Origin of the sequence: Sphingomicrobium sp. XHP0239 (assembly GCF_039555325.1) — a bacterium.
Taxonomy (GTDB): Bacteria; Pseudomonadota; Alphaproteobacteria; order Sphingomonadales; family Sphingomonadaceae; genus Sphingomicrobium; species Sphingomicrobium maritimum.
In genome coordinates this window covers 1593503-1618559 of sequence record NZ_CP154608.1, presented here as the reverse complement: position 1 = coordinate 1618559, position 25057 = coordinate 1593503, and the positions used below count along the sequence as shown (strand labels likewise).

Here is a 25057-nt window from a genome sequence, read left to right as displayed (position 1 = left end):
GACGTCTCCTCGTGTCTTGCCACCGAAGATAGGGCGGCGAGCGCCGCGTGCCACCCTTATTCGCTGGACGGCCAAGGGCGACGACGGGTAGCGGCAGCCGGTCATGGCCGCACGCGCACCCGAAACCAGCTGGAAACGCGAACTTCGCGTCACGCTCGCGCTCGCCTGGCCGCTGATCCTCACCAACCTCACGATGGCCTCGGTCCAGGCGATCGATACCTTCTTCGTCGGGCGCTACGGAACGGCAGAACTCGCCGCGGTGGCGCTTGCGCTCAACCTCACCTTCGCGCTGAACCTGATCGCGCTGGGCGTGATCACAGCGGCGAGCCCGATGATGGCGACGGCGCTCGGACGGGGCAGGGGCCGCGTGAAGGACGTGCGCCGCTCGTTCCGTCAATCGGTCTGGCTCGCGATCACCATCACGGTGCCGGTATGGGCGATCCTGATGAATGCCGAAATGGTGATCGGCTGGCTGGGACAGGATCCCGCGCTCGCCGCCGACGCGCAGACCTTCCTGTGGGGCTATCTCTGGTCGACCTTTCTCTTCCTCCTGTTCAACGCCATGCGCAATTTCCTCGCCGCGCTCGAACGACCCGGCTGGATCCTGCTCATCTCGGCCTCCAGCATCCCGATCAATTCGCTGCTCGATTATGCGCTGATCTTCGGTGAATGGGGGGCGCCCGAACTGGGCGTGTTCGGTGCGGGAATCGCCAGCACCATCACCTGGACACTGATGGCGGCCGCGATGGTCGTGGTGGTGCTGAGCGACCGGCAGTTCCGCCGCTATCACCTGTTCGCGCGTTTCTGGCGCCCCGACTGGGACCGCTATCGCAACATGTGGAAGCTCGGGCTGCCGATCGGTCTGGCGATGGGATTCGAGGGCGGGATCTTTTCCGCGGCCGCCTATCTCATGGGCCTCGTCGGCCAGAACGCGCTGGCCGCGCACGCCATCGCGCTGCAGATCGCCGCACTGTCCTTCATGGTGCCGTGGGGGATCAGCCAGGCAGCGACCGTCCGCGTCGGCGTGATGCTGGGCCGCGGCGACCGGCAGGGTATCGCCATCGCGGGCAATGTCGCCTGGGTGCTGGGCATCGGCTTCATGAGCTTCATGGCGCTCTTCCTGTTCCTGTTTCCGCAGCAGCTCATCGGCCTTTTCCTCGCCGACACGCCCGAGAATGCCGAGGTGGTTGCGCTGGGCGCCAGCTTCCTCGTCATTGCGGCCATCTTCCAGATCGTCGACGGGGCGCAGGTCGTGGGTGCCGGGGTGCTGCGCGGGCTTCACGACACCCGCGTGCCGATGGTCTTCACCTTCATCGGCTACTGGCTGATCGGGATCGGGGCCGGCGCGTGGCTGGCGTTCGAGCGCGGCTGGGACGGGGTCGGCATCTGGTCGGGCCTCGCCATCGGACTGGCCATCGTCGCGGTGCTGATGTGGTGGCGCTGGCAGCGACGCGAGGCCCTCGGGCTGACGAGCGAGGCCTAGGGCGTCTCGGACGGACGATCGTCGTCGCGGCGGATTTCCGGCTCGAGCCGGCGCAGCATTTCGGTTCGTTCGACCGTCTCGGTCTCCTCGACCTGGGTCATGCGGATTTCCTCCACCAGTCGTAGCTGACGGGTGACGACCAGCTCCTCTTCGACGACGGACAGGATCGTGACCCCATCTTCGAAGCGCGGGGCAGGGGGTTTGTCGACGAGTCGGTCGCACGCGATACGCTCGATTTCGACGCGCCGGTGACGAAGGTCTTCGCTGAGAGTGACTTCCTCGCGCACCGCCCGGGTCATTACCGTTACCTGCCGCTCGCGTTCGCGGGTCTTGAGGTCGACCCGCTCTTCCACGATCGGCACGGTGCTTTCTTCCACGACGTCGTCGCGGGGTGATTGCGGATCGGTCATTTCGGTCGTCCTTTTCTTGGGTGTTCTGCTCGAAAAAAAGGGGTCGGCGCTCGATAGCAGCCGACCCCCCGTTTCTCCTGATCGTCGCGATCGAGCGCTAGCGGTCGCGGCGCTTGTTCTTGTCGATATCGACCTTGGTCTTGCGAACGGTCTCGTCGACATGTTCGACCTTGTCGCCGCTGCGTTTCTGAAGGACCACCTCGTCGGTCACGACGGTGTCCTTCGCGACGACCGCCTCCTCGCTGCGTTCGGTCATGCTGACGCTGTCGCCCTTGAACAGGGCGTCGGCGTCCTTGTCCGACACGCGCCGGTCCTTGACGTCGCGCCGCTCGGCGGTGACGTCTTCCTTGCGCAGGCTCACGTCTTCGGAGACCTGTTCCTTCTCGACGCGGGTCGTGACGGTCATGCCCTTTCCGCCTTCGCGAACGCGCTTGCCGATGGCGACCCGTTCTTCGGCGATGGGGATGACCTTCTCCTTAGAGACCTCGGTCTTTCCATAGTCGTTGTCGCGATTGGCGAACGCCTCGGCGCGATCGCCGTACACGACCACGTCGTCATGGATGTCGAGCGGCTCGACGGCGGTGCAGCGACCGTCTTCCAGTCGGACGGCGGCCACTTCGTTGCGATCGCCATCCACTAGAAGATCGTCGATCTTGCCGATGCGCTGGCCATCGGGCGTGACGAGCGGATAACCGCGGACGTCCTGTGCCTCGTTGCTCAGTTCGTATCCGTCGAGGCGATCGAGATGCTCGTAGCGTTTGTCATGTTTCATAGGAAAACTTTCTAGTTGGAGGGGGTGGCCATCTCGATGGTGCGCGCGACGACGTAGCGGTCGACGTTGGCGGGAACCTGCGCGTCGATGGCGGAAGGAATGGCCTCGCTCGAAGCGAACACGTCGCCGGTCATCGACAGGATCGAACCCGGATTGATGTCGAATTCACCTTCGGTCATGTCGGAGGGCGTCTGCTCCTGATCGAAGATCACGAACGTACGGCGCCCGTCGATTTCGGCCCAGAAGGACATGTCGCCCGCCAGTTCGATGACGCGGACATTCTCGACATCGATCGAGGATCCGATCGCGAGGGTGTCGGTCTGGTCGAGGTCGTCCATGGCCATCGTATCGGTCGACGTATCGGCGGAATATTCCGCGGCATTGGCGTCGGCGTCGACCGCGGCATCGTCATCGTCGTTGGCGGCGAGCAGCCACCAGGCGAGTCCAAGGACCACCAGCAGCGCCAGCACCCCGATCCACCAGGGGATCCCGGAGGATCGTTTTTCTACAGGAATTTCAGCCATTTGGGATGTCCGTTCTTTTTTGTCGCGTTGAACCCTCCCAATAAGCGGCAGAATTCCGAAGTTCATTTAAGTATATTAGTTTTCCGCGGATCTTTGGCAGCTATGGCGCTAATCCGCCCCGCAGGGTGGTTGCCTGGCAAAGCTGCGACGAATTTTTTGGCCGGCGGACCTGTTGACAGGCTCGGGGGCGGCACCCAAATGCGTGCCACGGCTGGCACTCTCGACTGGGGAGTGCCAGCTAAGATCATCATTAACAGAAGAGGGGCCGCAAATGGCTTTCAAACCGCTTCACGACCGTGTTCTCGTCCGCCGTGTCGAGGCCGACGAAAAGACCGCCGGGGGAATCATCATCCCCGACAGTGCCAAGGAAAAGCCGCAGGAAGGCGAAGTCGTCGCCGTGGGCTCGGGCACCCGTTCCGAAGACGGCAAGATCACCCCGCTCGACGTGAGCGCCGGCGACAAGATCCTGTTCGGCAAATGGTCGGGCACCGAGGTCAAGATCGACGGCGAAGACCTTATCATCATGAAGGAAAGCGACATCCTCGGGATCGTCTCCTAAGGCCCGCTTCCTCGCGAATTCAGAACCTTACAGAAAGGCAATCACATGGCTGCCAAGGACGTCAAATTCTCGCGGGACGCCCGCGAACGCATCATGAAGGGTGTCGACATTCTCGCCGACGCCGTCAAAGTGACGCTCGGCCCCAAGGGCCGCAACGTCGTCATCGAGAAGAGCTTCGGCGCACCGCGCATCACCAAGGACGGCGTCAGCGTCGCCAAGGAAATCGAGCTCAAGGACAAGTTCGAGAACATGGGCGCGCAGATGCTGCGTGAAGTCGCCTCGAAGACCAACGACATCGCCGGTGACGGTACGACGACCGCGACCGTGCTCGCCCAGTCGATCGTCAAGGAAGGCATGAAGTCGGTGTCCGCCGGCATGAACCCGATGGACCTGAAGCGCGGCATCGATCTTGCCGTCACGAAGGTCGTCGCGGATCTCAAGGATCGCTCCAAGCCCGTCAGCGGCAACGAGGAAATCGCCCAGGTCGGCATCATCTCGGCCAACGGCGACCGCGAAGTCGGCGAGAAGATCGCCGAAGCGATGGACAAGGTCGGCAAGGAAGGCGTCATCACGGTCGAAGAGGCCAAGGGTCTCGAATTCGAACTCGACGTCGTCGAAGGCATGCAGTTCGACCGCGGCTACCTGTCGCCTTACTTCATCACCGATCCGGAAAAGATGACGGTCGAACTCAACGATCCGTACATCCTGATCCACGAGAAGAAGCTGTCGAACCTTCAGGCGATGCTCCCGATCCTCGAGAGCGCCGTCCAGTCGGGTCGTCCGCTGCTCATCATCGCGGAAGACATCGAAGGCGAAGCCCTCGCGACCCTCGTCGTGAACAAGCTGCGTGGCGGCCTCAAGGTCGCGGCGGTCAAGGCACCGGGCTTCGGCGATCGTCGCAAGGCGATGCTCGAGGACATCGCGATCCTGACGGGTGGCGAGATGATCAGTGAGGATCTCGGCATCAAGCTGGAGAACGTCACGCTCAACATGCTCGGCACCGCCAAGCGCGTGAAGATCGACAAGGACAACACCGTCCTCGTCGACGGCGCGGGCGAGAAGGACGCGATCGACGCGCGTACCGGCGCCATCCGCCAGCAGATCGAGAACACGACCAGCGACTATGACCGCGAGAAGCTCCAGGAGCGCCTCGCCAAACTTGCGGGCGGCGTTGCCGTCATCAAGGTCGGCGGCGCCACCGAAGTCGAGGTCAAGGAACGCAAGGACCGCGTCGACGATGCGCTGCACGCCACGCGCGCTGCGGTCGAGGAAGGCATCGTTCCGGGCGGCGGTACCGCGCTGCTCTACGCCAAGTCGGCGCTCGACGGCATGACCGGCGAGAACGACGACCAGACCCGCGGCATCGACATCGTTCGCCGCGCGCTGGAGGCGCCGGTTCGCCAGATCGCGCAGAATGCGGGCTTCGACGGCGCCGTCGTCGCGGGCAAGCTGACCGACGGCAACGACCCCTCGATGGGCTTCAACGCCGCCAACGACACCTACGAAAACCTCGTGAGTGCGGGCGTCGTCGATCCCACCAAGGTCGTGCGCACCGCGTTGCAGGACGCCGCTTCGGTCGCCGGCCTGCTGATCACCACGGAAGCCACCGTGGCCGAACTGCCGGATGACAAGAATTCCGGCGGCGGCGGCGGCATGCCGGGCGGCATGGGTGGCATGGGCGGCATGGACTTCTAGTCCCGCTCCCCATCACCGATGGCAAAAGGAAAAGGCCGGGGTTCACGCCCCGGCCTTTTTCGTTTCGCCCGTCCCGGACGCGCTCATTCGGTGACGGCAGGGTCGGTCGGCGGCGTGGGATCGGCGATTTCGGCGGCATCGAGACGCGCCTCGATGCTGTCCAGACGTTCGTTCGCGCGACGGTCGGGCCGCTCGGGCGGCTTCTGTCCACAGGCGGCGAGCGATGCGACGATCAGCGTCAGGGCGACGAGGCGAACCATGGCTTCACCCTAGCGCAAAATCCGACAGTCGCAAAAAGAAAGGGCCGCCCACCGCAGTGGACGACCCTCTCTCTTTTCATCGGATGATGAAAGAAGGCTTTCGCCAGCTTACATTTCGCTGTCGACTTCGGCTTCCATTTCGTTGCCGGCTTCTTCCATTTCCATTTCGGCTTCGTCAGCGGCCGCATCCATGTCTTCCATGGCGTTGTCGGTGGCGCCTTCGACGGCTTCGCCAGCGGCTTCAGCGTCCGCTTCCATGGCTTCACCGGCATTTTCCATATCCGCTTCGACGGCTTCGTCGGTCTGCGCTTCACAAGCGGCGAGGCCGAGGCCGAGGACCATGGCGGTCAGAGCAATCTTCTTCATGATGTAATCCATTCCTTGTTAGCGTGCCCGCTCAACGCGACCACAAGGCAAAGACCCGCCGATAAGGGCGGGTCTGACACTATTTTTACAAGGTCGCGAACACCCATGCAATAGATTGATGTTTCGGCAGTAATCTCGCCTTCCATGGAAAAAGCCTTGGCAGACATAAAGAATTCTTTATGTCTTTAACCCATGAATGTCGGCATGGACATCCTCAACACCTTCCAGGCGCTGGGCGAGGAAAGCCGCCTGCGCATCCTGCTGCTCGTGCGCGAAATGGAATTGACGGTGGGCGAGATCGCGCTGGCGCTCGGCCAGAGCCAGCCGCGCGTGTCGCGCCACCTAAAGATTCTCGACGAGGCCGCGCTGGTCAAGCGGCGCAAGGAGGGGGCTTGGACGTTCGTCGAGCCGCGGATCGCGATCGACGATCCGCTGTACGAACTGGTCGAAGGCGGGCTCGCGGGGGCCCTGGCCCGATCGGTCGAGGCCGACGCGAAACGTCTGGAAGCGATTCGGATCGAACGCGCGGAAACCGCCAGCCGCTGGTTCGCGCAGCGTGCCGAACAATGGGACCTCCTTCGCGGCCTGCATGCCGACGAGGAGGAGATCGAGGCGGCGATGGCCGATCTTCTCAAGGGCCGACCGCTGGGCCGGCTTGTCGACATCGGCACCGGGACGGGGCGGATGCTCGAACTGTTCGCCCCCGGCGCGAGCCAGGCGATCGGCATCGACCGTTCGCCCGACATGCTGCGGCTGGCGCGCGTGCGGCTCGACGTAGCCGAGACCGAGACGAGTCTTCGTCAAGGTGACATGTTCGCGCTGCCGCTCGCCGATGAAAGCGCCGACACGGTGATCGTGCATCAGGTCCTGCACTTCGCGCACCAGCCCCGCGCCGCGATCGACGAAGCGGCCCGCATCCTTGCACCCGGCGGGCGCCTGCTGCTGGTCGATTTCGAGGCGCACGACCGCGAGGAACTCCGCCGCGATCATGGCCATCAGCGGCTGGGTTTCGCGACCGACAGCATCCGCGGCATGGTCAAGCTGGCGGGTCTCAAACCCGCGCGGCCCGTGCGGATCGAGGGAGAATTGAACGTCATGCTGTGGGCGGCCGACCGGCCGCGCGCGGCCCGGGAGAAAGCCGCATGACCGATACGACTGCCGATGCCCCCAAACCCCTGTTCGAGCGCCCGTCGGGCGACATCGACGTCAGCTTCGAATTCTTCCCGCCCAAGACCGACAAGATGCAGGACCGCTTGTGGGAATCGGTCGAGCGTCTGGCCCCGCTGGCGCCGCGTTTCGTGTCGGTGACGTACGGTGCGGGGGGATCGACCCGCGAACGGACGCACGAAACGGTCAAGCGGATCGTCGATGAAACCGACCTGACGCCCGCGGCGCACCTCACCTGCGTCGCGGCCACGCGGGAGGAGGTCGATGCCGTCGCGCGCGACTATTGGGAAGCGGGCGTGCGGCACATCGTCGCCCTGCGCGGTGACCCGCCGTCCGAGGGCGCGACGTTCGCCCCCCATCCGGACGGCTACGCGAACGCGGTCGAGCTGGTCGAAGGCCTGAAGAAGGTGGCGGACTTCGACGTGTCGGTCGCCGCCTACCCCGAATGCCATCCCGAGGCGCTGAGCTTCGATGCCGACCTCGATCATCTGCTGCGCAAGATCGACGCGGGGGCGAGCCGCGCGATCAGCCAGTTCTTCTTCGATCCCGAACCCTTCTTCCGGCTGCGCGATGCGCTCGCCGCGCGCGGCCGCGAGATCGAACTGGTCCCCGGCATCCTGCCCGTTTCCAACGTCGCACAGACCCAGAAATTCGCCGGGATGTGCGGCGCGAACATTCCCGACTGGATGGCCAGACGGTTCGTCGGACTGGACGACACCCCGCGCGAGCGCGAACTGGTCGCGGCGACGATCGCGGCCGAACTGTGCGGACAGCTTTATGCCGGCGGCGTCCGTCACTTCCATTTCTACACCTTGAACCGAGCGGAGTTGAGCTTCGCCATCTGCCGCCTGCTGGGAGTGAGCCCCAAATGACGAAGGCCGAACAATTGCGCGCGCTTGCCGCCCGTCGGGTGCTGGTCAAGGACGGGGCCTACGGCACCGCGATCCAGAAGCTGGGGCTGGGCGAGGCGCAGTTTCGCGGCAACGTCGCGCTCGAGCGGGAGCAGCGCGGCAACAACGACCTCCTCAACCTTACACAGCCCGACGCGATCGAGGCGATCTGCATCGCCTATGCGCAGGCCGGGGCGCACGTGCTGGCCACCAACAGCTTCAACGCCAACGCGATCAGCCAGGCCGACTATGACGCCGCGCATCTCGTCGACGACATCAATATCGCAGGCGCCGCCATCGTTCGGCGGGTCGCCGACCGCTTCTCGACCGACGAGGCCCCCCGCTTCGTCGCGGGCGCGGTGGGACCGACCAACAAGACCTTGTCCCTGTCCCCCGACGTGGCGGACCCCGGCTATCGCGAAGTTAGCTTCGATGAAGTGGTGAGCGTCTACGAAGGGCAGGTACGCGCGCTGGCAAACGGCGGGGTCGATTTCATCCTCGTCGAAACGGTGTTCGACACGCTGAACGCGAAAGCGGCGGTCGTTGCGACAAAGAATGTCGAGCGCGAGATCGGGCGAGATCTGCCGTTGATGCTCTCGATGACGCTGACCGACCTGTCGGGCCGCAATCTGTCGGGCCACACGGTCGAGGCTTTCTGGGCGACCGTCCGCCACGCCGATCCGCTCACCATCGGCCTCAACTGCAGCTTCGGCGCGGAAGCGCTGCGGCCGCATCTGAAGGCGCTGCATGCGCGCGCGGCGACCCTCGTGATGGCCTATCCCAACGCGGGGCTGCCCAACGATCTGGGCGAATATGACGAGGGTCCGGGAGAGACCGCGCGCCAGGTTGCCGAGTGGCTGGAGGAAGGACTGGTCGATATCGTCGGCGGCTGCTGCGGCACCACGCCGGAGCATATTGCCGCCATTGCCAGGGAATGCGCGGGCGCCATTCCGCGACGTCCGGCCACGCGCACGTCGGACATGGTGCTCGCCGGCCTAGAACCCTTGGAGATCGCCTCGTGACGAGCGCCGCCGTCAATTTCATCAATATCGGCGAGCGGACCAACGTCACCGGTTCCGCCAAATTCCGCAAGCTCATCCAGGCCGACGACTATGACGCCGCCGTCGAAGTCGCGCGCGAACAGGTCGAGAATGGCGCGCAAATCATCGACGTGAACATGGACGAAGCCCTGCTCGACGGGGTCGAGGCGATGACGACGTTTCTGAAACGCATCGCCGCCGAACCCGACATCGCCCGCGTGCCCGTCATGGTCGACAGCTCCAAGTGGGAGGTGATCGAGGCCGGGATCAAATGCGTGTCCGGCAAGCCGATCGTCAATTCGATCAGCCTCAAGGAAGGCGAGGAGCCTTTCCTGAAGCTGGCCGCCAAGTGCCGCGATCTCGGCGCGGCGGTGGTCGTGATGGCGTTCGACGAAACGGGCCAGGCCGACACGAAGAAGCGCAAGGTCGAGATCTGCGCCCGCGCCTACGACCTTCTGCTCGCCAACGGCTTTCCCGCCCACGACATCATCTTCGACCCGAATATCTTCGCCGTCGCGACAGGCATCGACGAGCATCGTCGCTACGGCCTCGATTTCATCGAGGCGACGAAGGAAATCCGCCAGCGCTGCCCGGGCGCACATATCTCCGGCGGCCTGTCGAACCTCAGCTTCTCGTTCCGGGGCAACGAAACGGTGCGCCGCGCGCTCCATTCGGTGTTCCTCTTCCACGCCATTCCCGCGGGTCTCGGCATGGCGATCGTCAACGCGGGTCAGCTCGACGTCTATGACGAGATCGATCCCGAACTGCGCGAGGCGTGCGAGGACGTGCTGTTCGACCGGCACGACGGCGCGACCGACAAGCTGATCGATCTGGCCCAGCGCTATCAGGGACAGGGCGCCAAGGCCTCGACGAAGGACGACAGCTGGCGTGACCGCCCGGTCGAGGAACGGCTGACCCACGCGCTGGTCAAGGGAATCGACGCCCATGTCGAGGAGGACGTGGAAGAGGCGCGACAGTCGCGCGGCCGCGCCATCGAGGTCATCGAAGGACCGTTGATGGACGGCATGAACCATGTCGGCGACCTGTTCGGATCGGGAAAGATGTTCCTGCCCCAGGTCGTCAAGTCCGCGCGCGTGATGAAAAAGGCGGTGGCGCGGCTGCTTCCCTATATCGAGCGGGAGAATGTCGGCGGATCCAATTCCACGAAGGGCCGGATCGTGCTCGCGACGGTCAAGGGCGACGTCCACGACATCGGCAAGAACATCGTCGGGGTCGTCCTGCAGTGTAACGGCTACGAAGTGGTCGATCTGGGCGTGATGGTCGCGTGGGGCGACATTCTCGACGCGGCACGCGCGCGACAGGCCGACATGATCGGACTGTCGGGTCTCATCACGCCCAGCCTCGATGAAATGGTACACAACGCCAGCGAAATGGAGCGCGAGGGAATGGACCTGCCGCTGCTGATCGGCGGGGCCACGACCAGCCGCGTGCATACCGCGCTCAAGATCGCGCCCGCCTACTCCGGGCCGGTTCTGCACGTCGTCGATGCCAGCCGCGCGGTCGGCGTGGCGTCGAAGTTGATGGGCGAAGGGCGTGCGGCCTATGTCGGGGATATTGCGGCAGATTATGCCAAGGTGCGCGATGCCCGCGCCGGAAAGGGCAAGGGCGCGATCCTGAGCCTTGCCGAGGCGCGCGCCAACGCTCCGACGTTCGATCCCGAAGGGGTCGCCACCGCGCCCGCCAAACCGGGCCGGCACCTGTTCGACGACTGGGATCTCGCCGACCTGCGCGAGACGATCGACTGGACGCCCTTTTTCCGGTCCTGGGAACTGGCCGGCACCTTTCCCGCCATCCTCGAGGACGAGGTCGTCGGCGAAACCGCGACCGAACTGTACGCCGAGGCGCAGGCCATGCTCGATCGCATCATCGAGGAAAAGTGGCTGACTGCGCGCGGCGTGGCGCAGGTCTGGCCCGCGCACCGCGATGGCGACGACGTGATCGTCGATGGACAGCGCATGCCGTTCCTCCGCCAGCAGGTGAAGAAACCCGGCGACCGCGCCAATTTCTGCCTCGCCGATTTCGTCGCCGACGCGGACGACCATGTCGGCGGGTTCGCCGTGGCGATCCACGGCGCCGATGAACGGGCGAAGGCGTTCGAGGCAGCCGGAGACGATTTCTCCGCGATCCTCCTGAAGGCGCTCGCCGACCGGTTTGCGGAAGCGTTCGCGGAGCGTTTGCACCAGCATGTTCGCACCCAACTATGGGCCTACGCTCCGGACGAGGATTTGGGCAACGATCAGCTGATCGCCGAAAAGTATCGCGGCATCCGGCCCGCGCCCGGCTATCCCGCCTGTCCCGACCATGGGCTGAAACCGCCGCTCTTCGCGCTGCTCGGCGGAGAACCTGCGGGCATCACGCTGACCGAGAACAATGCAATGTGGCCCGCAAGCGCAGTGTCGGGATTCTATTTCGCGCATGCCGATGCGGCCTATTTCGGGGTGGCGCGTGTCGGGGCGGACCAGGTCGCGGACTATGCCGAGCGTGCCGGGATCGACCTGGCGACCGCCAAACGCCGCCTTTCGCCCAATCTCGACGAGGCTGCGGCGGCAAGCTAGGGCGGGGCCATGCTGGCGCGCTTCCTCCTGTTGCTTCTCGCCCTGTTCGCAGCCTCCGGGCCTGCGTGGGGGCAGCAGAACAACATCCGTCCCACGCTCGTCGCCGAAGGTCCCGTTCCGGTGGGCGGCGGCGAGGTGGAACTGGCCATCGTCTTCCGCACCGATCCCGGCTGGCACGGCTATTGGCTCAACCCCGGCGACGCCGGCCTGCCGCTCCAGATCGAATGGGACGTCCCCGACGGCGTCGAGGTGGGCGACCTGCGCTTCCCGACACCGGTCATCCTGGAGGCCGCGGGTCTCATCAACTACGTCTACAAGGGCGATCATGCCCTGCTGACCCGGCTGACGGTGCCGCCGCGCTCCTCCGGCGTGGTGCGAATCGCGGCCGACATGCGCTGGCTCGCCTGCACCGACGAGGTATGCGTTCCCGAACAGGGACGCGTGGATCTCGCCATTCCCATCGGCGAGGGGACGGATCGGGGCTACGAGTTCGACGCCTATCGCCGCGACCTGCCGCGCCTGTTGGAAACCCCGGCGCGATTTGCGAAAACGGGCGAAACATTGTCCATCGCGCTGCCCGTTCCCGAAACGCTAGACGTTGGCGAACCGACCCTGTTCCTCGCCGACGACAGGGTGATCGACTATTCGGCAGAGCAGCGCTTTCGCCGTGACGGCGACCGGCTGATCGTCGATCTGGTCGCGCGCGAGGGCGCCGACCCCGCGTCGCTGGCGGGGGTGATCCGGCTGGGCAACGGGCAGGGCCTGGAATTTCGCGCTCGTCCGGGCGAGGTTCCGACGGGAGGGCGACCGATCACCGGGGATGGCGGGGGAGAAGCGACGTTGCTCGCGCTGGCGGGCGCGTTGATCGGCGGACTGCTTCTCAATCTCATGCCGTGCGTCTTTCCGGTCCTGACCATCAAGGCGCTGCATCTGGCCCGCTCGGGGACCAGCGAGACGCGCGCCCGTCGTGACGCGCTCGGCTATACACTCGGCGCGGTACTAGGCACTGCCTCGCTCGGCCTGCTGCTGATCCTGCTGCGCGAAGGCGGCAATGCGGTCGGCTGGGCCTTCCAGCTTCAGGATCCGCGGACCATCTTCGTCCTACTCCTCCTGTCAGGTGCGATTACCTATAATCTGCTCGGTCTGTTCGAGCTTCCGGTCGTGGCCGGCGATGTCGAAACCCGTTCCTCCATCGGGACCGGAGCGCTGGCCGCGTTCGTCGCCACGCCCTGCGCGGGACCGTTTCTCGGCACCGCCATCGGCACCGCGCTCCTGCTCCCGCCGCTCGTCGGCATGGGCATTTTCGCGATGCTCGGGCTGGGTCTCGCGCTTCCCTTCCTTGCGCTGGGGTTCATTCCCGCGCTGCGGCGAAGGATGCCGCGCCCGGGTCCGTGGATGACCACCTTCAAGCGCTGGCTCGCGCTTCCGATGGGGCTGACCGTCGCTGCCTGCCTGTGGCTCCTGTGGCGACTGGCGGGACCGGTCGGACTGGCGGGCGGCATCTTCGCATTGGGCTTGATGGCCGCCATCTTCGGCCTGATCGCCCGGCGCGTCGGGATGCTTCGCACCGCGGTGGCGGCCGTCGGCGCGGTCGCCCTGCTCGGCATCGTGACGCTTCCCGACCGCCCGATCGAGCGCAACGTCAGCGTTCCGGGCGCGACGGCTTGGAGCCCCGAGCGCGTCGCCGCTGCGCGGGGCGCTGGGCGGCCCGTCTTCGTCTATTTCACCGCCGACTGGTGCCTCACCTGCAAGGCCAACGAGCGCGTCGCCATCGCCCGCGACAGCGTGCGCGAGGCTTTCGATGAAGCCGATGTTGCCGTCTTCGTGGCCGATTGGACCGATGGGAACGACACCATCACCCGCTTCCTCGAAGAGCGACAGCGCGGCGCGGTCCCGCTCTATCTATGGTATCCGCCGGGCGAGGAAGCGGAGGAACTGCCCCAGCTCCTCACGCCTTCGATGCTGACCGAACGCGCAGCAGCGAGCTGACGGGAAACCGGCAGCAATCAACGTTGCGGAGCGTCAGTCCTGCGCGCTCCAGACGCGTTCACCGCCCACATAGGTGGCGAGAACGTCGGTCTCGCTGATCTGCGAGGGATTGATCGCGGAAATGTCACGATCCACGATAATGAAATCGGCATAGCGACCCGGCTCGAGCGCGCCGAACTGTTCCTCCGCGAACCCCGCATAGGCGGCATGGACGGTAAAGGCGGCCAGCGCGGTGCCGAGATCGACGGCTTCCTCGGCGCGCCATCCGCCTACGGGTTCGCCGCTGGCATCGACCCGGGTGACGGCCACTTCGAGCCCCGCGAAGGGATTGGGATGCTCTACCGGAAAGTCGGAACCGAAGGCGAGGCGCGCGCCGCTGTCGAGCAGGCTTTTCCATGCATAGGCGCCACCAAGCCGATCCATGCCGAGCCGTTTTTCGGCCATCTGCCAGTCGCTCGTCTGGTGCACGGGCTGCATCGAGGCGATCACGTCGGCGGCGGCGAGACGGGGAAGATCGACGGGGTCGACGATCTGCACATGCTCGATCCGATGGCGCGGCGACACCGCCATGACCTGCGTTGCCTTGAGGTTCTCGAGGATGTCGAGAACGCCGTCGTTGGCGGCATCGCCGATCGCGTGGATCGCCAGCTGGAAACCGCGCTCGGCACCCTGGCGGGCGAGCTCGCCCAGTTCGTCCATCGGGGTGACAGGCAGTCCCAGCGTGTCGGGCTTGTCTTCGTAGGGTTCTTTCAGCAGCGCGCCGCGCGAGCCGAGCGCGCCGTCCGAATAGAGCTTGATCCCGCCCATGCGCAGCTTGCCATCGTACAGCCACGGAGTGGGGCCGGTGCCCGCGATGCTGAACGCCGGTTCGAGGGCGGCCGAATAGCTCATGATGCGCACCTTGAGCTCGCCCGCATCGCCGGCGCGGCGCATAGCGTTCCAGCCATCGATGCTGGTGCCCATGTCGGCGACGGCGGTGAGGCCTTCGGAAAGCGCGAACGTCTGGGCCGCGGCGAGCGCGCGATCCGCATCGGCGGCGGTGCCCCGCGGCATGCCGACGTAGAGCAGCTCCTCGGCGGTATCGACGAACACGCCCGCAGGATTGCCGTCGGCGAGCCGTTCGATCGCGCCGCCTTCGGGATCCTGCGTGTCAGCGGTGATATTGGCCCGGCGGATCGCGGCACTGTTGGCCACAACCGCATGACCGTCGACGCGGCCGAGAATCACCGGGCGGTTGCCCACCACGGCGTCGAGATCGGCGGCGGTGGGGAAACGGACTTCGTCGAACAGTTCCTGGTTCCAACCGCGACCGTACAGGAACGGCAGGTCGGGATTCGCCTCGGAATATGCTGCCAACCGCTGCTGCAGGTCCGCGATCGACGACGTGCCGGTAAGGTCGAGATTGAGCTGGGCATCGCCGAGGCCCATCACGTGACCATGCGCGTCGATCAGTCCGGGAAGGACATTCGCCCCGCGCAGATCGACCACCTCGTAACCCCCGCGCGGCAGCGACTGGCCGGGCTGCATCAGCGACACGATGCGTCCGTCGGCGTCGACGACGATACCGGCAAAGCGCTGAATTTCGCCGTCCGCGGTGGCATGAACGCCGTTCATGTTGGTGTAGACCGTCTGCGCGGCGGCGGGGGTGGCGGCGATGGCGAAAGCCGCGCTGGCGGCGAGGAAAGCGTGCTTGATCATGTCCTACGCATAGCATTGTCGCCGGACAGCGGAAGGGCTAGGCGGCGGCGTCAGGGAGAGAAAAGATGAGCGTGACGATCGACGACGTGCGCGCCGCCCACGAGCGGATCGCGGGGCAGGTGCTCGAAACCAAGATGGCCAAGAGCGTGACCCTCGGCGAGATGGTCGGCGCCGAAGTCTGGCTCAAGTTCGAAAACTACCAGTTCACCGCCGCCTACAAGGAGCGCGGCGCCCTCAACAAGCTCAGCCAACTGACCGAGGAGGAAAAGCGGCGTGGCGTGATCGCCGCGAGCGCGGGCAACCATGCCCAGGCTGTGGCCTATCACGGCGCCCGGCTCGGTATTCCGGTGACGATCGTGATGCCGACGCCCACGCCCACCATCAAGGTTGAGCAGACCGAGGGGCATGGCGCGACCGTCGTGCTGGAAGGCAAGGTGTTCGACGATGCCTTCGCCCACGCGACTCAGCTTGCCGAGGAAAAAGGCTATGTCTTCGTCCACCCGTTCGACGACCCCGACGTGATCGCGGGGCAGGGCACGGTCGGGCTGGAGATGCTGGCCGTGGCCCCCGATCTCGATTGCCTCGTCGTGCCGATCGGTGGCGGCGGCTTGATGAGCGGCATCGCGATCGCCGCGCGGGCGCATAATCCGAAGATCGAGCTGATCGGAGTCGAGGCGGCGATGTTCCCCGCGATGAAGTGCATCGTGGAAGGCACCGAAGCGGTGACCGGCGGCGCCACGCTGGCGGAAGGGATTGCGGTCAAGCAGCCGGGGCAGATCACCCGCAAGATCATCGGCGAACATGTCGACCGGATCGAACTGGTCAGCGAAGCGGCGATCGAGCATGCGGTCGCGCTGCTGGTCGGGATCGAGAAGTCGGTGGTCGAGGGAGCGGGCGCGGCGGGACTGGCGTACATCCTCGAAAGTCCCGAGCGGTTTCGCGGCAAGAAGGTCGGCACCGTCCTGTGCGGCGGTAATATCGATCCGCACCTGCTTTCCAACGTTCTGGTGCGCGAACTGGTACGCGCGGGCCGCATCGCGCGCTTGAAGATCGCGGCCGAAGACCGGCCGGGCGCGCTGGCGACCATCACCGCTAAATTCCACGAGTGCGGGGTCAACATCATCGAGACCAACCATCACCGCATCTTCAACGCGCTCCCGGCAAAGGACACGCTGATCGAAGTGGAGTGCGAAGCGCGCGATGCTTCCGCGGTGGATCGGGTGATCGACAAGCTGACCGAGTGCGGTTTCGGCGTGGAACGGGCCGACCGCCTGAGCGCCGCCGACGACGAAATGTCCTGACGCGCACCTCCGTTTACCGCGTTTCGTTTCAGATCGGCACGGATCGATTCAAAATGTGGCACCTCGCCGGTGCCAAAAGTGTTGCGTCCCTGTTAACTTCGTTCCTAGTTTCGACAGGCAACGGATCAGTACAGGAGATCGCAAGGGTGAGCGCCCCATTCCGCTTCCCGAAATTTTTCGTCACCAATCCCGCTCCCTGCCCCTATCTTCCGGGCAAGGTGGAGCGGAAGGTGTTCACCGAATTGACCGGCCGCAATGCGGGCGAGCTCAACGAGGCGCTGGGCAAGATCGGTTTTCGCCGGTCGCAGTCGGTCGCCTATCGTCCGAGCTGCACCGATTGCGATGCCTGCGTTTCGGTGCGCATCCGCGCGAGCGATTTCAAACCGGGTCGGACGCAGCGACGGCTGACGCGGCAGCACGACGATCTGATGGTCAGTGCGGTTCGGCCGTGGGCGACGGAGGAGCAGTACGACCTGCTCTCGCGCTACCTTACCGCGCGGCATCCGGGCGGCGGCATGGCCGAAATGGACGAGAGCGATTATGCCGATATGGTCGAGCAGTCGCCGGTCAATACCCATGTGATCGAATACCGCGAGCCGGCCGAAGACGGTCGCCCCGGCAAGCTGGTCGGCGCCTGCCTCTCGGACCAGCAGTCCGACGGGATCAGCATGATCTACAGTTTCTTCGATACCTCGCCGCAGGCGCGGCAGGGTCTGGGCACCTACATCATCCTCGATCATGTCCTGCGTGCCCAGGCGGCGGGCCTGCCTTACGTCTATCTCGGCTATTGGGTCGAAGGATCGGACCGCATGGCGTACAAGGCGCGTTTCAGGCCGATGGAACGGCTGGGACGCGACGGCTGGCGCCCGATGGAGGAAGCCGACGTTCCGGCCGAAAATCGCCAACCTCCGCCGGTGCGGCGCCGCTTGACGGTCTGAGGTCCTGACGGTTCGACACCGATGGTAAGTCGTTAACCACAGCCGCTAACAGCGCCTTATCGGTTCATGGGTCAGGGTGTCCTGCACGTCGCAGGAGTTCGCCCATCTTCCATTCACCCCTGATCGAAGCGCGATCCGCCTCGGGTGTCGCGCGGCGCGCCGATCTGCTCGGCGGCCTCTCCTACGCGCTCGACCTCACGGAGGGACAGCCGGCGGGTCATTCGGTGCGGTCCACCTATATCGCCATGAAGGTCGCGGCGCGGATGGGCCTGACCGAAGCCGAACGGGGCACCATCTACTATACGACCCTGCTCAAGGATCTTGGCTGCTCGAGCAACGCTGCACGGATCGCGGAGCTTTATGCGACCGATGATCGCGAATTCAAGCAGGCGTGGAAAACCGTCCCGCAGGGCCTTCCGGCGACGCTGAAATTCGTGTTCGCGCGGACCGGTGATGGAGCCGGTCTGCTCACGAAGCTGGCGAAGATCGCGAACATCCTCAAGAATGGCGATGCCGTCGCGCAGGAGATGATCGAGGCGCGTTGCACTCGCGGCGCGAACGTTGCGCGGCAACTGTCCTTCGACGAGGAGGTCGCGCAGGGCATTTTCCATCTCGATGAACGGTTCGACGGGTCGGGACGACCCGAACGTCTGGAAGGCGAACAGATCCCGATCGGCTCCCGGATCGCCCTGCTGGCGCAGATTGCGGATGTCTTTCACCGTCACGGGGGGCGCGAGGCCGCGACCGGCGAGGTGGCCCGCCGCGCCGGAAGCTGGCTCGATCCCAAACTGGCGCAGCATTTTCTGCGTGCGGCCGACGACCCGGGGTTCTGGACCGGGCTCGAAAGTGCGTTGGTGGACGCGACGGTCGCCGCCATAGCGCCCCGCGACGACGAGTTCACGGTCGACGACGATTCGCTCGATGCGATCGCCGCTGCGTTCGGTGCCGTCGTCGATGCGAAAAGTCCCTACACGGGCGGGCATTCGGGACGGGTCGCTCAGATCGCCGGCGCGATGGGGCGTACGATGGGATTGAACCCCTCGCGGCTACGCTGGCTTCACCGCGCCGCCCTACTCCATGATATCGGCAAGCTGGGCGTATCGAGCCGCGTGCTCGAGAAACCCGGCAAGCTGGGGGAGGGGGAATGGGTCGAGATGCGGGGGCATGCTGCGCACACGCGGGAGATCCTGTCGCGGGTCGGTTGCTTTCAGGACATGGCGGGTGTCGCGGCCGCGCACCACGAGCGGATCGACGGCGCGGGTTACCCGCTGGGGCTGCGCGATGAACAGATCGGCTCCGAGACGCGGATCATCACGGTCTGCGATTTCTACGATGCGCTTACCGCGGATCGGCCCTATCGCGCCGCGCTTCCGCAGAAGGTGGCGCTGGAGATCATCGAGCGCGAAATCGGCAAGGCGGTCGACGGCAATGCCTACGACGCGCTGCGGGCGACGGTTGCCTAGTGCAAAAAAGTAGCGGCGCCGTCCCCCCGGTCGGCGCCGCTTCCATCCCGCTCCGCAATCGATCGTCAGGCGGCTTCGGTCTCGCCGCTGGTTTCTTCTTGCTGGTCGCGCAGCACGTAGCCGCGGCCCCAGACCGTCTCGATGTAATTCTCTCCGCCGCAGGCCAGCGACAGTTTCTTCCTGAGCTTGCAGATGAAGACGTCGATGATCTTCAGTTCGGGTTCGTCCATTCCGCCATAGAGGTGGTTCAGGAACATTTCCTTGGTCAGCGTCGTGCCCTTTCGCAAGCTGAGCAGCTCGAGCATCGCATATTCCTTGCCCGTGAGGTGGACGCGGTTGCCGTCGACTTCGACCGTCTTCGCATCGAGGTTCACGGCCAGCTTGCCGGTGCGGATGACCGACTGGCTGTGCCCCTTCGACCGACGGACGATGGCGTGGATGCGCGCTACCAGTTCCTCGCGGTGGAAGGGCTTGGTGACGTAATCGTCGGCCCCGAAGCCCAGTGCGCGGACCTTCGAATCCATTTCGCCGATGCCCGACAGGATCAGGACCGGCGTCTGCACCTTGGCGGTGCGGAGTTTCTTGAGGACGTCGTAACCGTGCATGTCGGGCAGGTTGAGGTCCAGAAGGATGATATCGTAATCGTAGAGCTTGCCGAGATCGAGGCCTTCCTCGCCAAGATCGGTGACGTACGTGTTGAAGCCTTCGGTCGAGAGCATCATCTCGATGCTTTTCGCAATCGTCGCTTCGTCTTCGATCAGCAGAACACGCATATTTGCTTCCCCGTTTCTGTCGGCCGAGCAGTCCACCCTTCCCAAGAGTTACCCGGCCTTAACGTCGTCTAAGCGACCATTAACCATTTCGTATCTGAGCCACAAAAGTTAACAAAGGTATAAAGGTTAACGCGGGCGATTTTGCGCGGTCGGTGTGACGCCAAAGACTCAGGCCGATGCGGCGCGGACTTTCGCCATTGCTCAAGGATGGGTAGGGCGGCGCCATGAACCTTCAAGACCGGATCCTCCTGATCGACGCCGACGTGGTCGCGATCGACAAACCGCAGGGCTTGCCCGTCGATACACCGCGACGCGGTGGCGATTCGGTCGAAGCGTCGCTTGCCTCGCTGCGGCAGAATTACAAGCGGATGCCCGCGATCATGCACCGGCTTGATCAGGACACGTCGGGCTGCCTGCTGCTCGCGCGCCACCCGCCCGCCCGCAAATGGGTACAGCGCGCCTTCGAGGAGCACCTCGTTCGCAAGCGCTATCTCGCGGTGGTCGGCGGCGCCGTCGCGGACGAGGAAGGCGAGATCGATCTACCGGTGGCCAAGGTGTCGAGCGAGCAGGCGGGATGGCGCATGGTCGCCGATCCCGACGGCAAGCCCGCGGTGACCCGCTGGCGTCGCCTGCATGTCGAAGGCGATCGAAGCCTCGTCGAGTTCGTGCCGGAGACGGGCCGCACGCACCAGATCCGCGTCCATGCGCGCGAGGGGCTGGGGCACGGGATCATCGGGGACCGCGTCTACGGATACCCGGGCGGGCCGATGATGCTTCACGCCGAACGGCTGGAAGTGCCGCGGCCCAAGGGCAAGATGATCAAGCTGATCGCGCCCTTGCCCGAACATTTCCCCGACTGGACGCGCACGGGGACGTTCGATGTCGCCTGACAATGTCGTCATTCCCGACGAGGCGCTGGAGGAAACCTTTCTCGCCGCGAGCGGACCGGGCGGCCAGCATGCCAATACGACCGAAACCGGTGTCCAGCTGCGCGTCGACCTGATGGCGCTGGGGTTGCATGGACGCGTACTGAACCGGTTGCGGCACCTGGCGGGAAGCAAGGTGACGAAGGATCGCCGCGAACTGATCCTGACGGCGAAGGGCTCGCGCAGCCGCAAGGACAATCGCGATGCGGTGCGCGCGCGGCTTGCCGAGCTGATTGCCAAGGCCCATGTCCAGCCCAAGAAGCGCAAGAAGACCAAGCCGAGCTGGAGCGCCAAGCAGAAACGCGTCGACACCAAGGTCAAGCGCGGACGCAAGAAGGAATTGCGCGGCAAGGTCGATCTGCGCAAGCACTGACGGGACCCACAGCATGTACGATTTCAAGATCGAGGCCAGCGACAAGGCGGCTTTCTACGACGAACTGGCGAAGGCGTTAAAAAGCCTTGTCGCGGACGAACCCGATGCGGTCGCCAACATGGCCAACGCATCATCGCTGATCATGGAGCAGCTCGGCGATCTCAACTGGGCGGGCTTCTATCGCAATATCGACGGCGAATTGGTGCTGGGGCCATTTCAAGGTCGCGCGGCCTGCATCCGCATTCCGTTCGGCAAGGGCGTGTGCGGCGCGGCGGCCGAAAGCCGCGAAACGCAGCGGGTCGAGGACGTCCACGCGTTTCCCGGCCATATCGCCTGCGACGCGGCGAGCCGGAGCGAGCTGGTGGTGCCGATCGTCAAGAATGGCGAACTGGTCGCCGTGCTCGACCTCGACAGCCCCACCCCGGCGCGCTTCGATGCCGAGGATCAGGCCGGGTGCGAGAGATTGTGCCGCGTGCTCGAAGGAGCGCTCTAGGCCAGGATCTCGATCCGCTCGTCGCTCAAACCTCCCGGCACGAGCAGCACGGGGCAGGGCAGATCGCCCGCGCCCTCGCCAGTGAAATGCTTCACGATGGGGCCGGGGTTCGTCCCCGCCTTCGCGCCCAGCACCAACGCGGCGATGTCGTCGCGATTCTCGATCATTTCCTTGATGACCTTGATGGGGTCGCCCTGGCGGATGGTGATGGTCGGCTTGATGCCGCTCGTCTCCACGATCTCGCCGACGGTTGCGGCAATGGCCGCCTCCACGCGGTGCATGTCCTCTTCCTCGATCGCCGCCTGAACCCCGCCCCACTGGACGAAGCCTTGCGGCTCGACGATGGCCAGCACCTCGACCCCGCGGTCGGTCTTCTGCGCGCGCTTGGCGACGAAGCGAAGGCTGACGCGTGCCTCGTCGCTTTCGTTGACGATCACCAGATAGGTCTGGTCCATGTCACTCTCCCCTGAACGCCTGCGACGCTGCGTCAAAACGGAAGGGCGCGCAAGGTGCGGCGAACCCTTGACGCTCCGGAGACCATCGGCTTTGAGCGGGGGCGACAGGAGGATTTCGTCTGATGGCCACCGAACTCAAGATGCCCGCGCTCTCGCCCACCATGGAGGAGGGGACACTGGCGAAATGGCTGGTCAAGGAAGGCGACGCGATCGCTAGCGGAGACCTGCTGGCGGAGATCGAGACCGACAAGGCGACCATGGAATTCGAGGCGGTCGACGAAGGAACGCTGCTCAAGATCCTGGTCGAGGAAGGCACCGACAACGTCGCGGTCGGCACCGTTATCGCGATGATCGGCGAGGAGGGCGAGGAAGTTTCCGCGCCGTCGAACGATGCGCCGGAAACGAAAAGCGCGCCCGAAGCCGCGCCCGCGCCCGACAAGGGCTATGGCCGCGACGACGGTCCGAAGGCGGAATCGAAATCGGTCGACGCGCCCCCAAAGTCCGAGGCCTCCGCCGACACCAAGGCCCCCGCCGCGCCGGTCAAGGATGGCGAGCGCGTGAAGGCTAGCCCGCTCGCGCGTCGGCTGGCCGAGGCGCAGGGGATTGACCTCACCACGCTCGAAGGCTCCGGCCCGAACGGACGGATCGTGCGCGCCGACATCGACGCCGCCGCGGGCAAGTCGCCTGCGAAGGACGCCGCGCCGGTCGAGGCCGCCGCGCCGTCGCCGAGCGCTCCGGGCGTCGCGCCCGCCGAGGTCGAACCGCTCGACATCCCGCACGAGGTCGAGAAGCTGTCCAACATGCGCAAGACGATCGCGCGCCGCCTGACCGAAGCGAAGCAGCAGATCCCGCATATCTACCTCACCGTCGATTGTCAGCTCGACGCGCTGCTCAAGCTGCGCAGCCAGATCAACGGGAGCATCGAGGAGCGCGGGCAGAAGCTGTCGGTCAACGACTTGCTGATCAAGGCGCTCGCCAAGGCGCTCATGGAAGTGCCCGAATGCAACGTGTCCTTCGCGGGCTCGAACCTCATCAAATACAAGCGCGCCGACATTTCGGTCGCGGTCAGCATCGACGGCGGGCTGATCACGCCGATCGTGACAGGCGCGGACACCAAGTCGCTCTCGGCGATTTCGGACGAGGTGAAGGACCTCGCTGCCCGCGCCAAGGAAGGCAAGCTGGCGCCGGAGGAATATCAGGGCGGTACCGCGAGCATCTCCAACATGGGGATGTTTGGGATCAAGCAGTTCGACGCGGTCATCAACCCGCCACAGGCGATGATCCTCGCGGTCGGTGCGGGCGAGAAGCGCGCGCACATCGTCGACGACGCGGTCCAGATCGCGACCGTGATGAGCGCCACCGGCAGCTTCGACCACCGCGCCATCGACGGCGCGGACGGCGCCAAGCTGATGCAGGCGTTCAAGAAGCTGGTCGAAAACCCGATGGGTTTGGTGGCTTGAGCCAAACCGTCGAGGCGTTGGGAATGTTGATACGACGCCTTTTGACATTTGCACTTCTGCCAATCGGTTTATTCGTGGCGTTCGGTTTCGTAGCCATTTCAAATGCGACTTTGGATGCAACCGCATTGGAGGCATACAGCATTGGGGCGATCGTGCTGCTCTTTCATCTTTTGGCGGCCGCCGGGGCATGGAAGGCAGCTACGGCAGCGACTGCTTGGTTCGCTTTGGTGGTCGGATGGACTCCGACTTTGTATCTCGCTTTTTCATGACTAAACCCTTCATCCCTAGCCACGGCGACGCCGTCGGACACCAGTCTCTATGGTCGGGTTCTAAGCGGGTCGAAAGCCCGATGGGGTTAGTTGCTTAGAGGTGAGCATTGGCTAGAGTTTTCCACTCGCGGCATAAGCCTTTAGATGCTCTCTTCATCTCCGGCATCGGGGTTTCCGTGATATTCGGAATCCTTGGCCTGCTCAAAGTCACTAGGTTTTCCGGGGAGCCGATAGCGCTCACATTTCCACAAACAATTTTCTTTGGTGGCGTAGCCGTAGTCGGTGCACTTTCCTTCGTTCTTTCATACTGTGTCCTAGTCGGTATGCCCCTTCTAGCTTTGACACGTGGACTGAAATTGAAAGCACATCCCGTCTTTATCGTAGCTATAGCGGGCGCTACCGGATTTTTGTGGATTTCGTTGACCGTCGTCGCGATGGGTTATTCGGTCACAAACCATGCAGCTATAGTTGGGGTGGCGGGAGGCCTCGTTGGGGCAGCGTTTTACATTCTTCTAACACGGAACTCTAATCTCAAATGACTGACCCCCTCATCCGCGTCACCGCGATGCCGGCGGACACCAATCCCTACGGCGGGATCTTTGGCGGGTGGTTGATGAGCCAGATGGCGCTCGCGGCGGGGTCGCTCGCCTCGCGCCATTCGAAGGGCAAGGCGGTCGTCGTCGCTGCGACCGATCTCGCTTTTCCGGGCGCGATGGAGGTGGGGGACGAGCTGTCGGTCTATGCCGAACTGGTCCGTGAAGGCACCACCTCGATGACCATCCGCGCCCGCGCCGAGGGCCGCGAACGCGATGGACCGCGGGTCTTCGAAGTGGCGAGCGGCACCTTCACCTTCGTCGCGGTGACCGCGGACAACGAGAAACGCCCGGTCGCGCGGTAACCCTTTCTTTACCCTATCCCGCCATTCTTTTTTCGGGAGACATTCGGGGAAGGGACCCGCTCGATGAAATGGACCACGGCTATTCTGCTGGCGGCGGCCCTCGCGGTCGTGGCGCCCCTGTTCTTCGGAGGCGCGGGCGGCGTGTGGCAGCAGAGCGCGGCGAACTGGGGCACGATCCGCCCGTTCGCCCATTCGCCGGGACTCCTGTTCTCGATTCCCCTGTTCCTGGTCGCGGCCTTCGCGCTGCGCAGCTTTTTCGAATGGCATAGCTAGGGGTCT

At 64.8% G+C, this 25057-nt stretch carries 26 protein-coding genes; 18 read left to right on the top strand and 8 right to left on the bottom strand.

Annotated features, from left to right (window positions below; genetic code table 11):
- The first annotated feature begins 103 nt into the window (after positions 1 to 103).
- Positions 104 to 1483, top strand: coding sequence for an MATE family efflux transporter (locus tag WJT74_RS08265; protein WP_343343599.1), 1380 nt, complete (start codon positions 104 to 106; stop codon positions 1481 to 1483).
- Here WJT74_RS08265 and WJT74_RS08260 read toward each other — a convergent pair.
- From WJT74_RS08260 to WJT74_RS08250, 3 genes are all read right to left on the bottom strand, one after another.
- Complete coding sequence (locus WJT74_RS08260) at positions 1480 to 1893, bottom strand: DUF2382 domain-containing protein (protein ID WP_343343597.1); 414 nt, start codon at positions 1891 to 1893, stop codon at positions 1480 to 1482. The two genes, WJT74_RS08265 and WJT74_RS08260, sit on opposite strands and share 4 nt — an antisense overlap.
- Before the next feature lie 97 nt (positions 1894 to 1990).
- Positions 1991 to 2665: a YsnF/AvaK domain-containing protein gene (locus WJT74_RS08255; protein WP_343343595.1), complete on the bottom strand. Its 675-nt coding sequence runs from the start codon at positions 2663 to 2665 to the stop codon at positions 1991 to 1993.
- A gap of 11 nt (positions 2666 to 2676) precedes the next feature.
- Positions 2677 to 3189 (bottom strand): hypothetical protein, encoded by a 513-nt coding sequence (locus WJT74_RS08250; RefSeq protein ID WP_343343593.1) that lies wholly within the window; start codon positions 3187 to 3189, stop codon positions 2677 to 2679.
- A gap of 271 nt (positions 3190 to 3460) precedes the next feature.
- On the opposite strand from WJT74_RS08250, the gene groES reads away from it, so the two are divergent.
- The gene (groES, locus tag WJT74_RS08245; protein WP_343343592.1) at positions 3461 to 3748 is read left to right on the top strand and encodes a co-chaperone GroES; all 288 of its coding nucleotides are present in this window, start codon (positions 3461 to 3463) and stop codon (positions 3746 to 3748) included.
- 45 nt (positions 3749 to 3793) lie between these two features.
- Positions 3794 to 5443, top strand: a complete 1650-nt coding sequence (groL, locus tag WJT74_RS08240) for a chaperonin GroEL (RefSeq protein ID WP_343343590.1) — start codon at positions 3794 to 3796, stop codon at positions 5441 to 5443.
- Between the two features lie 83 nt (positions 5444 to 5526).
- Here groL and WJT74_RS08235 read toward each other — a convergent pair whose 3' ends face one another.
- A complete protein-coding gene (locus WJT74_RS08235) occupies positions 5527 to 5703 on the bottom strand; it encodes a lipoprotein (protein WP_343343588.1) in 177 nt (58 codons plus the stop codon).
- Between the two features lie 108 nt (positions 5704 to 5811).
- The gene (locus WJT74_RS08230; RefSeq protein ID WP_343343586.1) at positions 5812 to 6081 is read right to left on the bottom strand and encodes a hypothetical protein; all 270 of its coding nucleotides are present in this window, start codon (positions 6079 to 6081) and stop codon (positions 5812 to 5814) included.
- A 192-nt stretch (positions 6082 to 6273) separates the two neighbouring features.
- Here WJT74_RS08230 and WJT74_RS08225 point away from each other — a divergent pair, with 192 nt between their 5' ends.
- From WJT74_RS08225 to WJT74_RS08205, 5 genes are read left to right on the top strand one after another with little or no spacing between them, the layout of a single operon-like run.
- Positions 6274 to 7215, top strand: coding sequence for an ArsR/SmtB family transcription factor (locus WJT74_RS08225; protein ID WP_343343584.1), 942 nt, complete (start codon positions 6274 to 6276; stop codon positions 7213 to 7215).
- Positions 7212 to 8108, top strand: coding sequence for a methylenetetrahydrofolate reductase [NAD(P)H] (gene metF, locus WJT74_RS08220; protein WP_343343582.1), 897 nt, complete (start codon positions 7212 to 7214; stop codon positions 8106 to 8108). Before WJT74_RS08225 ends, metF begins: the two co-directional genes overlap by 4 nt.
- Positions 8105 to 9148, top strand: coding sequence for a homocysteine S-methyltransferase family protein (locus WJT74_RS08215; protein WP_343343580.1), 1044 nt, complete (start codon positions 8105 to 8107; stop codon positions 9146 to 9148). Before metF ends, WJT74_RS08215 begins: the two co-directional genes overlap by 4 nt.
- Positions 9145 to 11742, top strand: a complete 2598-nt coding sequence (gene metH / locus WJT74_RS08210) for a methionine synthase (RefSeq protein ID WP_343343578.1) — start codon at positions 9145 to 9147, stop codon at positions 11740 to 11742. Before WJT74_RS08215 ends, metH begins: the two co-directional genes overlap by 4 nt.
- A gap of 9 nt (positions 11743 to 11751) precedes the next feature.
- Complete coding sequence (locus WJT74_RS08205) at positions 11752 to 13731, top strand: protein-disulfide reductase DsbD family protein (protein WP_343343576.1); 1980 nt, start codon at positions 11752 to 11754, stop codon at positions 13729 to 13731.
- 33 nt (positions 13732 to 13764) lie between these two features.
- On the opposite strand, the gene WJT74_RS08200 is transcribed toward WJT74_RS08205, so the two are convergent.
- Positions 13765 to 15429, bottom strand: coding sequence for an amidohydrolase (locus WJT74_RS08200; RefSeq protein WP_343343574.1), 1665 nt, complete (start codon positions 15427 to 15429; stop codon positions 13765 to 13767).
- Between the two features lie 65 nt (positions 15430 to 15494).
- Between WJT74_RS08200 and WJT74_RS08195 the strand changes: the two genes are divergently transcribed.
- From WJT74_RS08195 to WJT74_RS08185, 3 genes are all read left to right on the top strand, one after another.
- On the top strand, positions 15495 to 16730 hold the full coding sequence (locus WJT74_RS08195; RefSeq protein ID WP_343343572.1) for a threonine ammonia-lyase: 1236 nt from the start codon (positions 15495 to 15497) through the stop codon (positions 16728 to 16730).
- Positions 16731 to 16876: 146 nt separating this feature from the next.
- Positions 16877 to 17668, top strand: coding sequence for an arginyltransferase (locus WJT74_RS08190; protein ID WP_343343570.1), 792 nt, complete (start codon positions 16877 to 16879; stop codon positions 17666 to 17668).
- A 224-nt stretch (positions 17669 to 17892) separates the two neighbouring features.
- Positions 17893 to 19131 carry an HD-GYP domain-containing protein gene (locus WJT74_RS08185; RefSeq protein ID WP_343343568.1) on the top strand — a complete coding sequence of 413 codons (1239 nt, stop codon included), beginning with the start codon at positions 17893 to 17895 and terminating at the stop codon, positions 19129 to 19131.
- 65 nt (positions 19132 to 19196) lie between these two features.
- On the opposite strand, the gene ctrA is transcribed toward WJT74_RS08185, so the two are convergent.
- Positions 19197 to 19904 carry a response regulator transcription factor CtrA gene (ctrA, locus tag WJT74_RS08180; RefSeq protein WP_343343566.1) on the bottom strand — a complete coding sequence of 236 codons (708 nt, stop codon included), beginning with the start codon at positions 19902 to 19904 and terminating at the stop codon, positions 19197 to 19199.
- Between the two features lie 224 nt (positions 19905 to 20128).
- On the opposite strand from ctrA, the gene WJT74_RS08175 reads away from it, so the two are divergent.
- Genes WJT74_RS08175 through WJT74_RS08165 form a run of 3 tightly spaced genes read left to right on the top strand, consistent with a single transcriptional unit; the run spans position 20129 to position 21696 of the window.
- A complete protein-coding gene (locus WJT74_RS08175) occupies positions 20129 to 20794 on the top strand; it encodes an RluA family pseudouridine synthase (protein ID WP_343343564.1) in 666 nt (221 codons plus the stop codon).
- A complete protein-coding gene (gene arfB / locus WJT74_RS08170) occupies positions 20784 to 21203 on the top strand; it encodes an alternative ribosome rescue aminoacyl-tRNA hydrolase ArfB (protein WP_343343562.1) in 420 nt (139 codons plus the stop codon). The genes WJT74_RS08175 and arfB overlap by 11 nt, the downstream gene beginning before the upstream one ends.
- 13 nt (positions 21204 to 21216) lie before the next feature.
- Positions 21217 to 21696 (top strand): GAF domain-containing protein, encoded by a 480-nt coding sequence (locus WJT74_RS08165; protein ID WP_343343561.1) that lies wholly within the window; start codon positions 21217 to 21219, stop codon positions 21694 to 21696.
- Here the strand turns inward: WJT74_RS08165 and WJT74_RS08160 are convergent.
- Entirely contained in the window at positions 21693 to 22151 is a 459-nt protein-coding gene (locus WJT74_RS08160; protein ID WP_343343559.1) for a universal stress protein, read from the bottom strand. The two genes, WJT74_RS08165 and WJT74_RS08160, sit on opposite strands and share 4 nt — an antisense overlap.
- Positions 22152 to 22273: 122 nt before the next feature.
- On the opposite strand from WJT74_RS08160, the gene WJT74_RS08155 reads away from it, so the two are divergent.
- The 4 genes from WJT74_RS08155 (at position 22274) to WJT74_RS08140 (ending at position 25051) form a co-directional block, all read left to right on the top strand.
- Positions 22274 to 23611 carry a pyruvate dehydrogenase complex dihydrolipoamide acetyltransferase gene (locus tag WJT74_RS08155; RefSeq protein ID WP_343343557.1) on the top strand — a complete coding sequence of 446 codons (1338 nt, stop codon included), beginning with the start codon at positions 22274 to 22276 and terminating at the stop codon, positions 23609 to 23611.
- Entirely contained in the window at positions 23608 to 23880 is a 273-nt protein-coding gene (locus tag WJT74_RS08150) for a hypothetical protein (protein WP_343343556.1), read from the top strand. The genes WJT74_RS08155 and WJT74_RS08150 overlap by 4 nt, the downstream gene beginning before the upstream one ends.
- Positions 23881 to 24415: 535 nt before the next feature.
- Entirely contained in the window at positions 24416 to 24778 is a 363-nt protein-coding gene (locus WJT74_RS08145; RefSeq protein WP_343343554.1) for an acyl-CoA thioesterase, read from the top strand.
- A gap of 63 nt (positions 24779 to 24841) precedes the next feature.
- Complete coding sequence (locus WJT74_RS08140) at positions 24842 to 25051, top strand: hypothetical protein (protein ID WP_343343552.1); 210 nt, start codon at positions 24842 to 24844, stop codon at positions 25049 to 25051.
- The last annotated feature ends 6 nt before the right edge of the window (positions 25052 to 25057 follow it).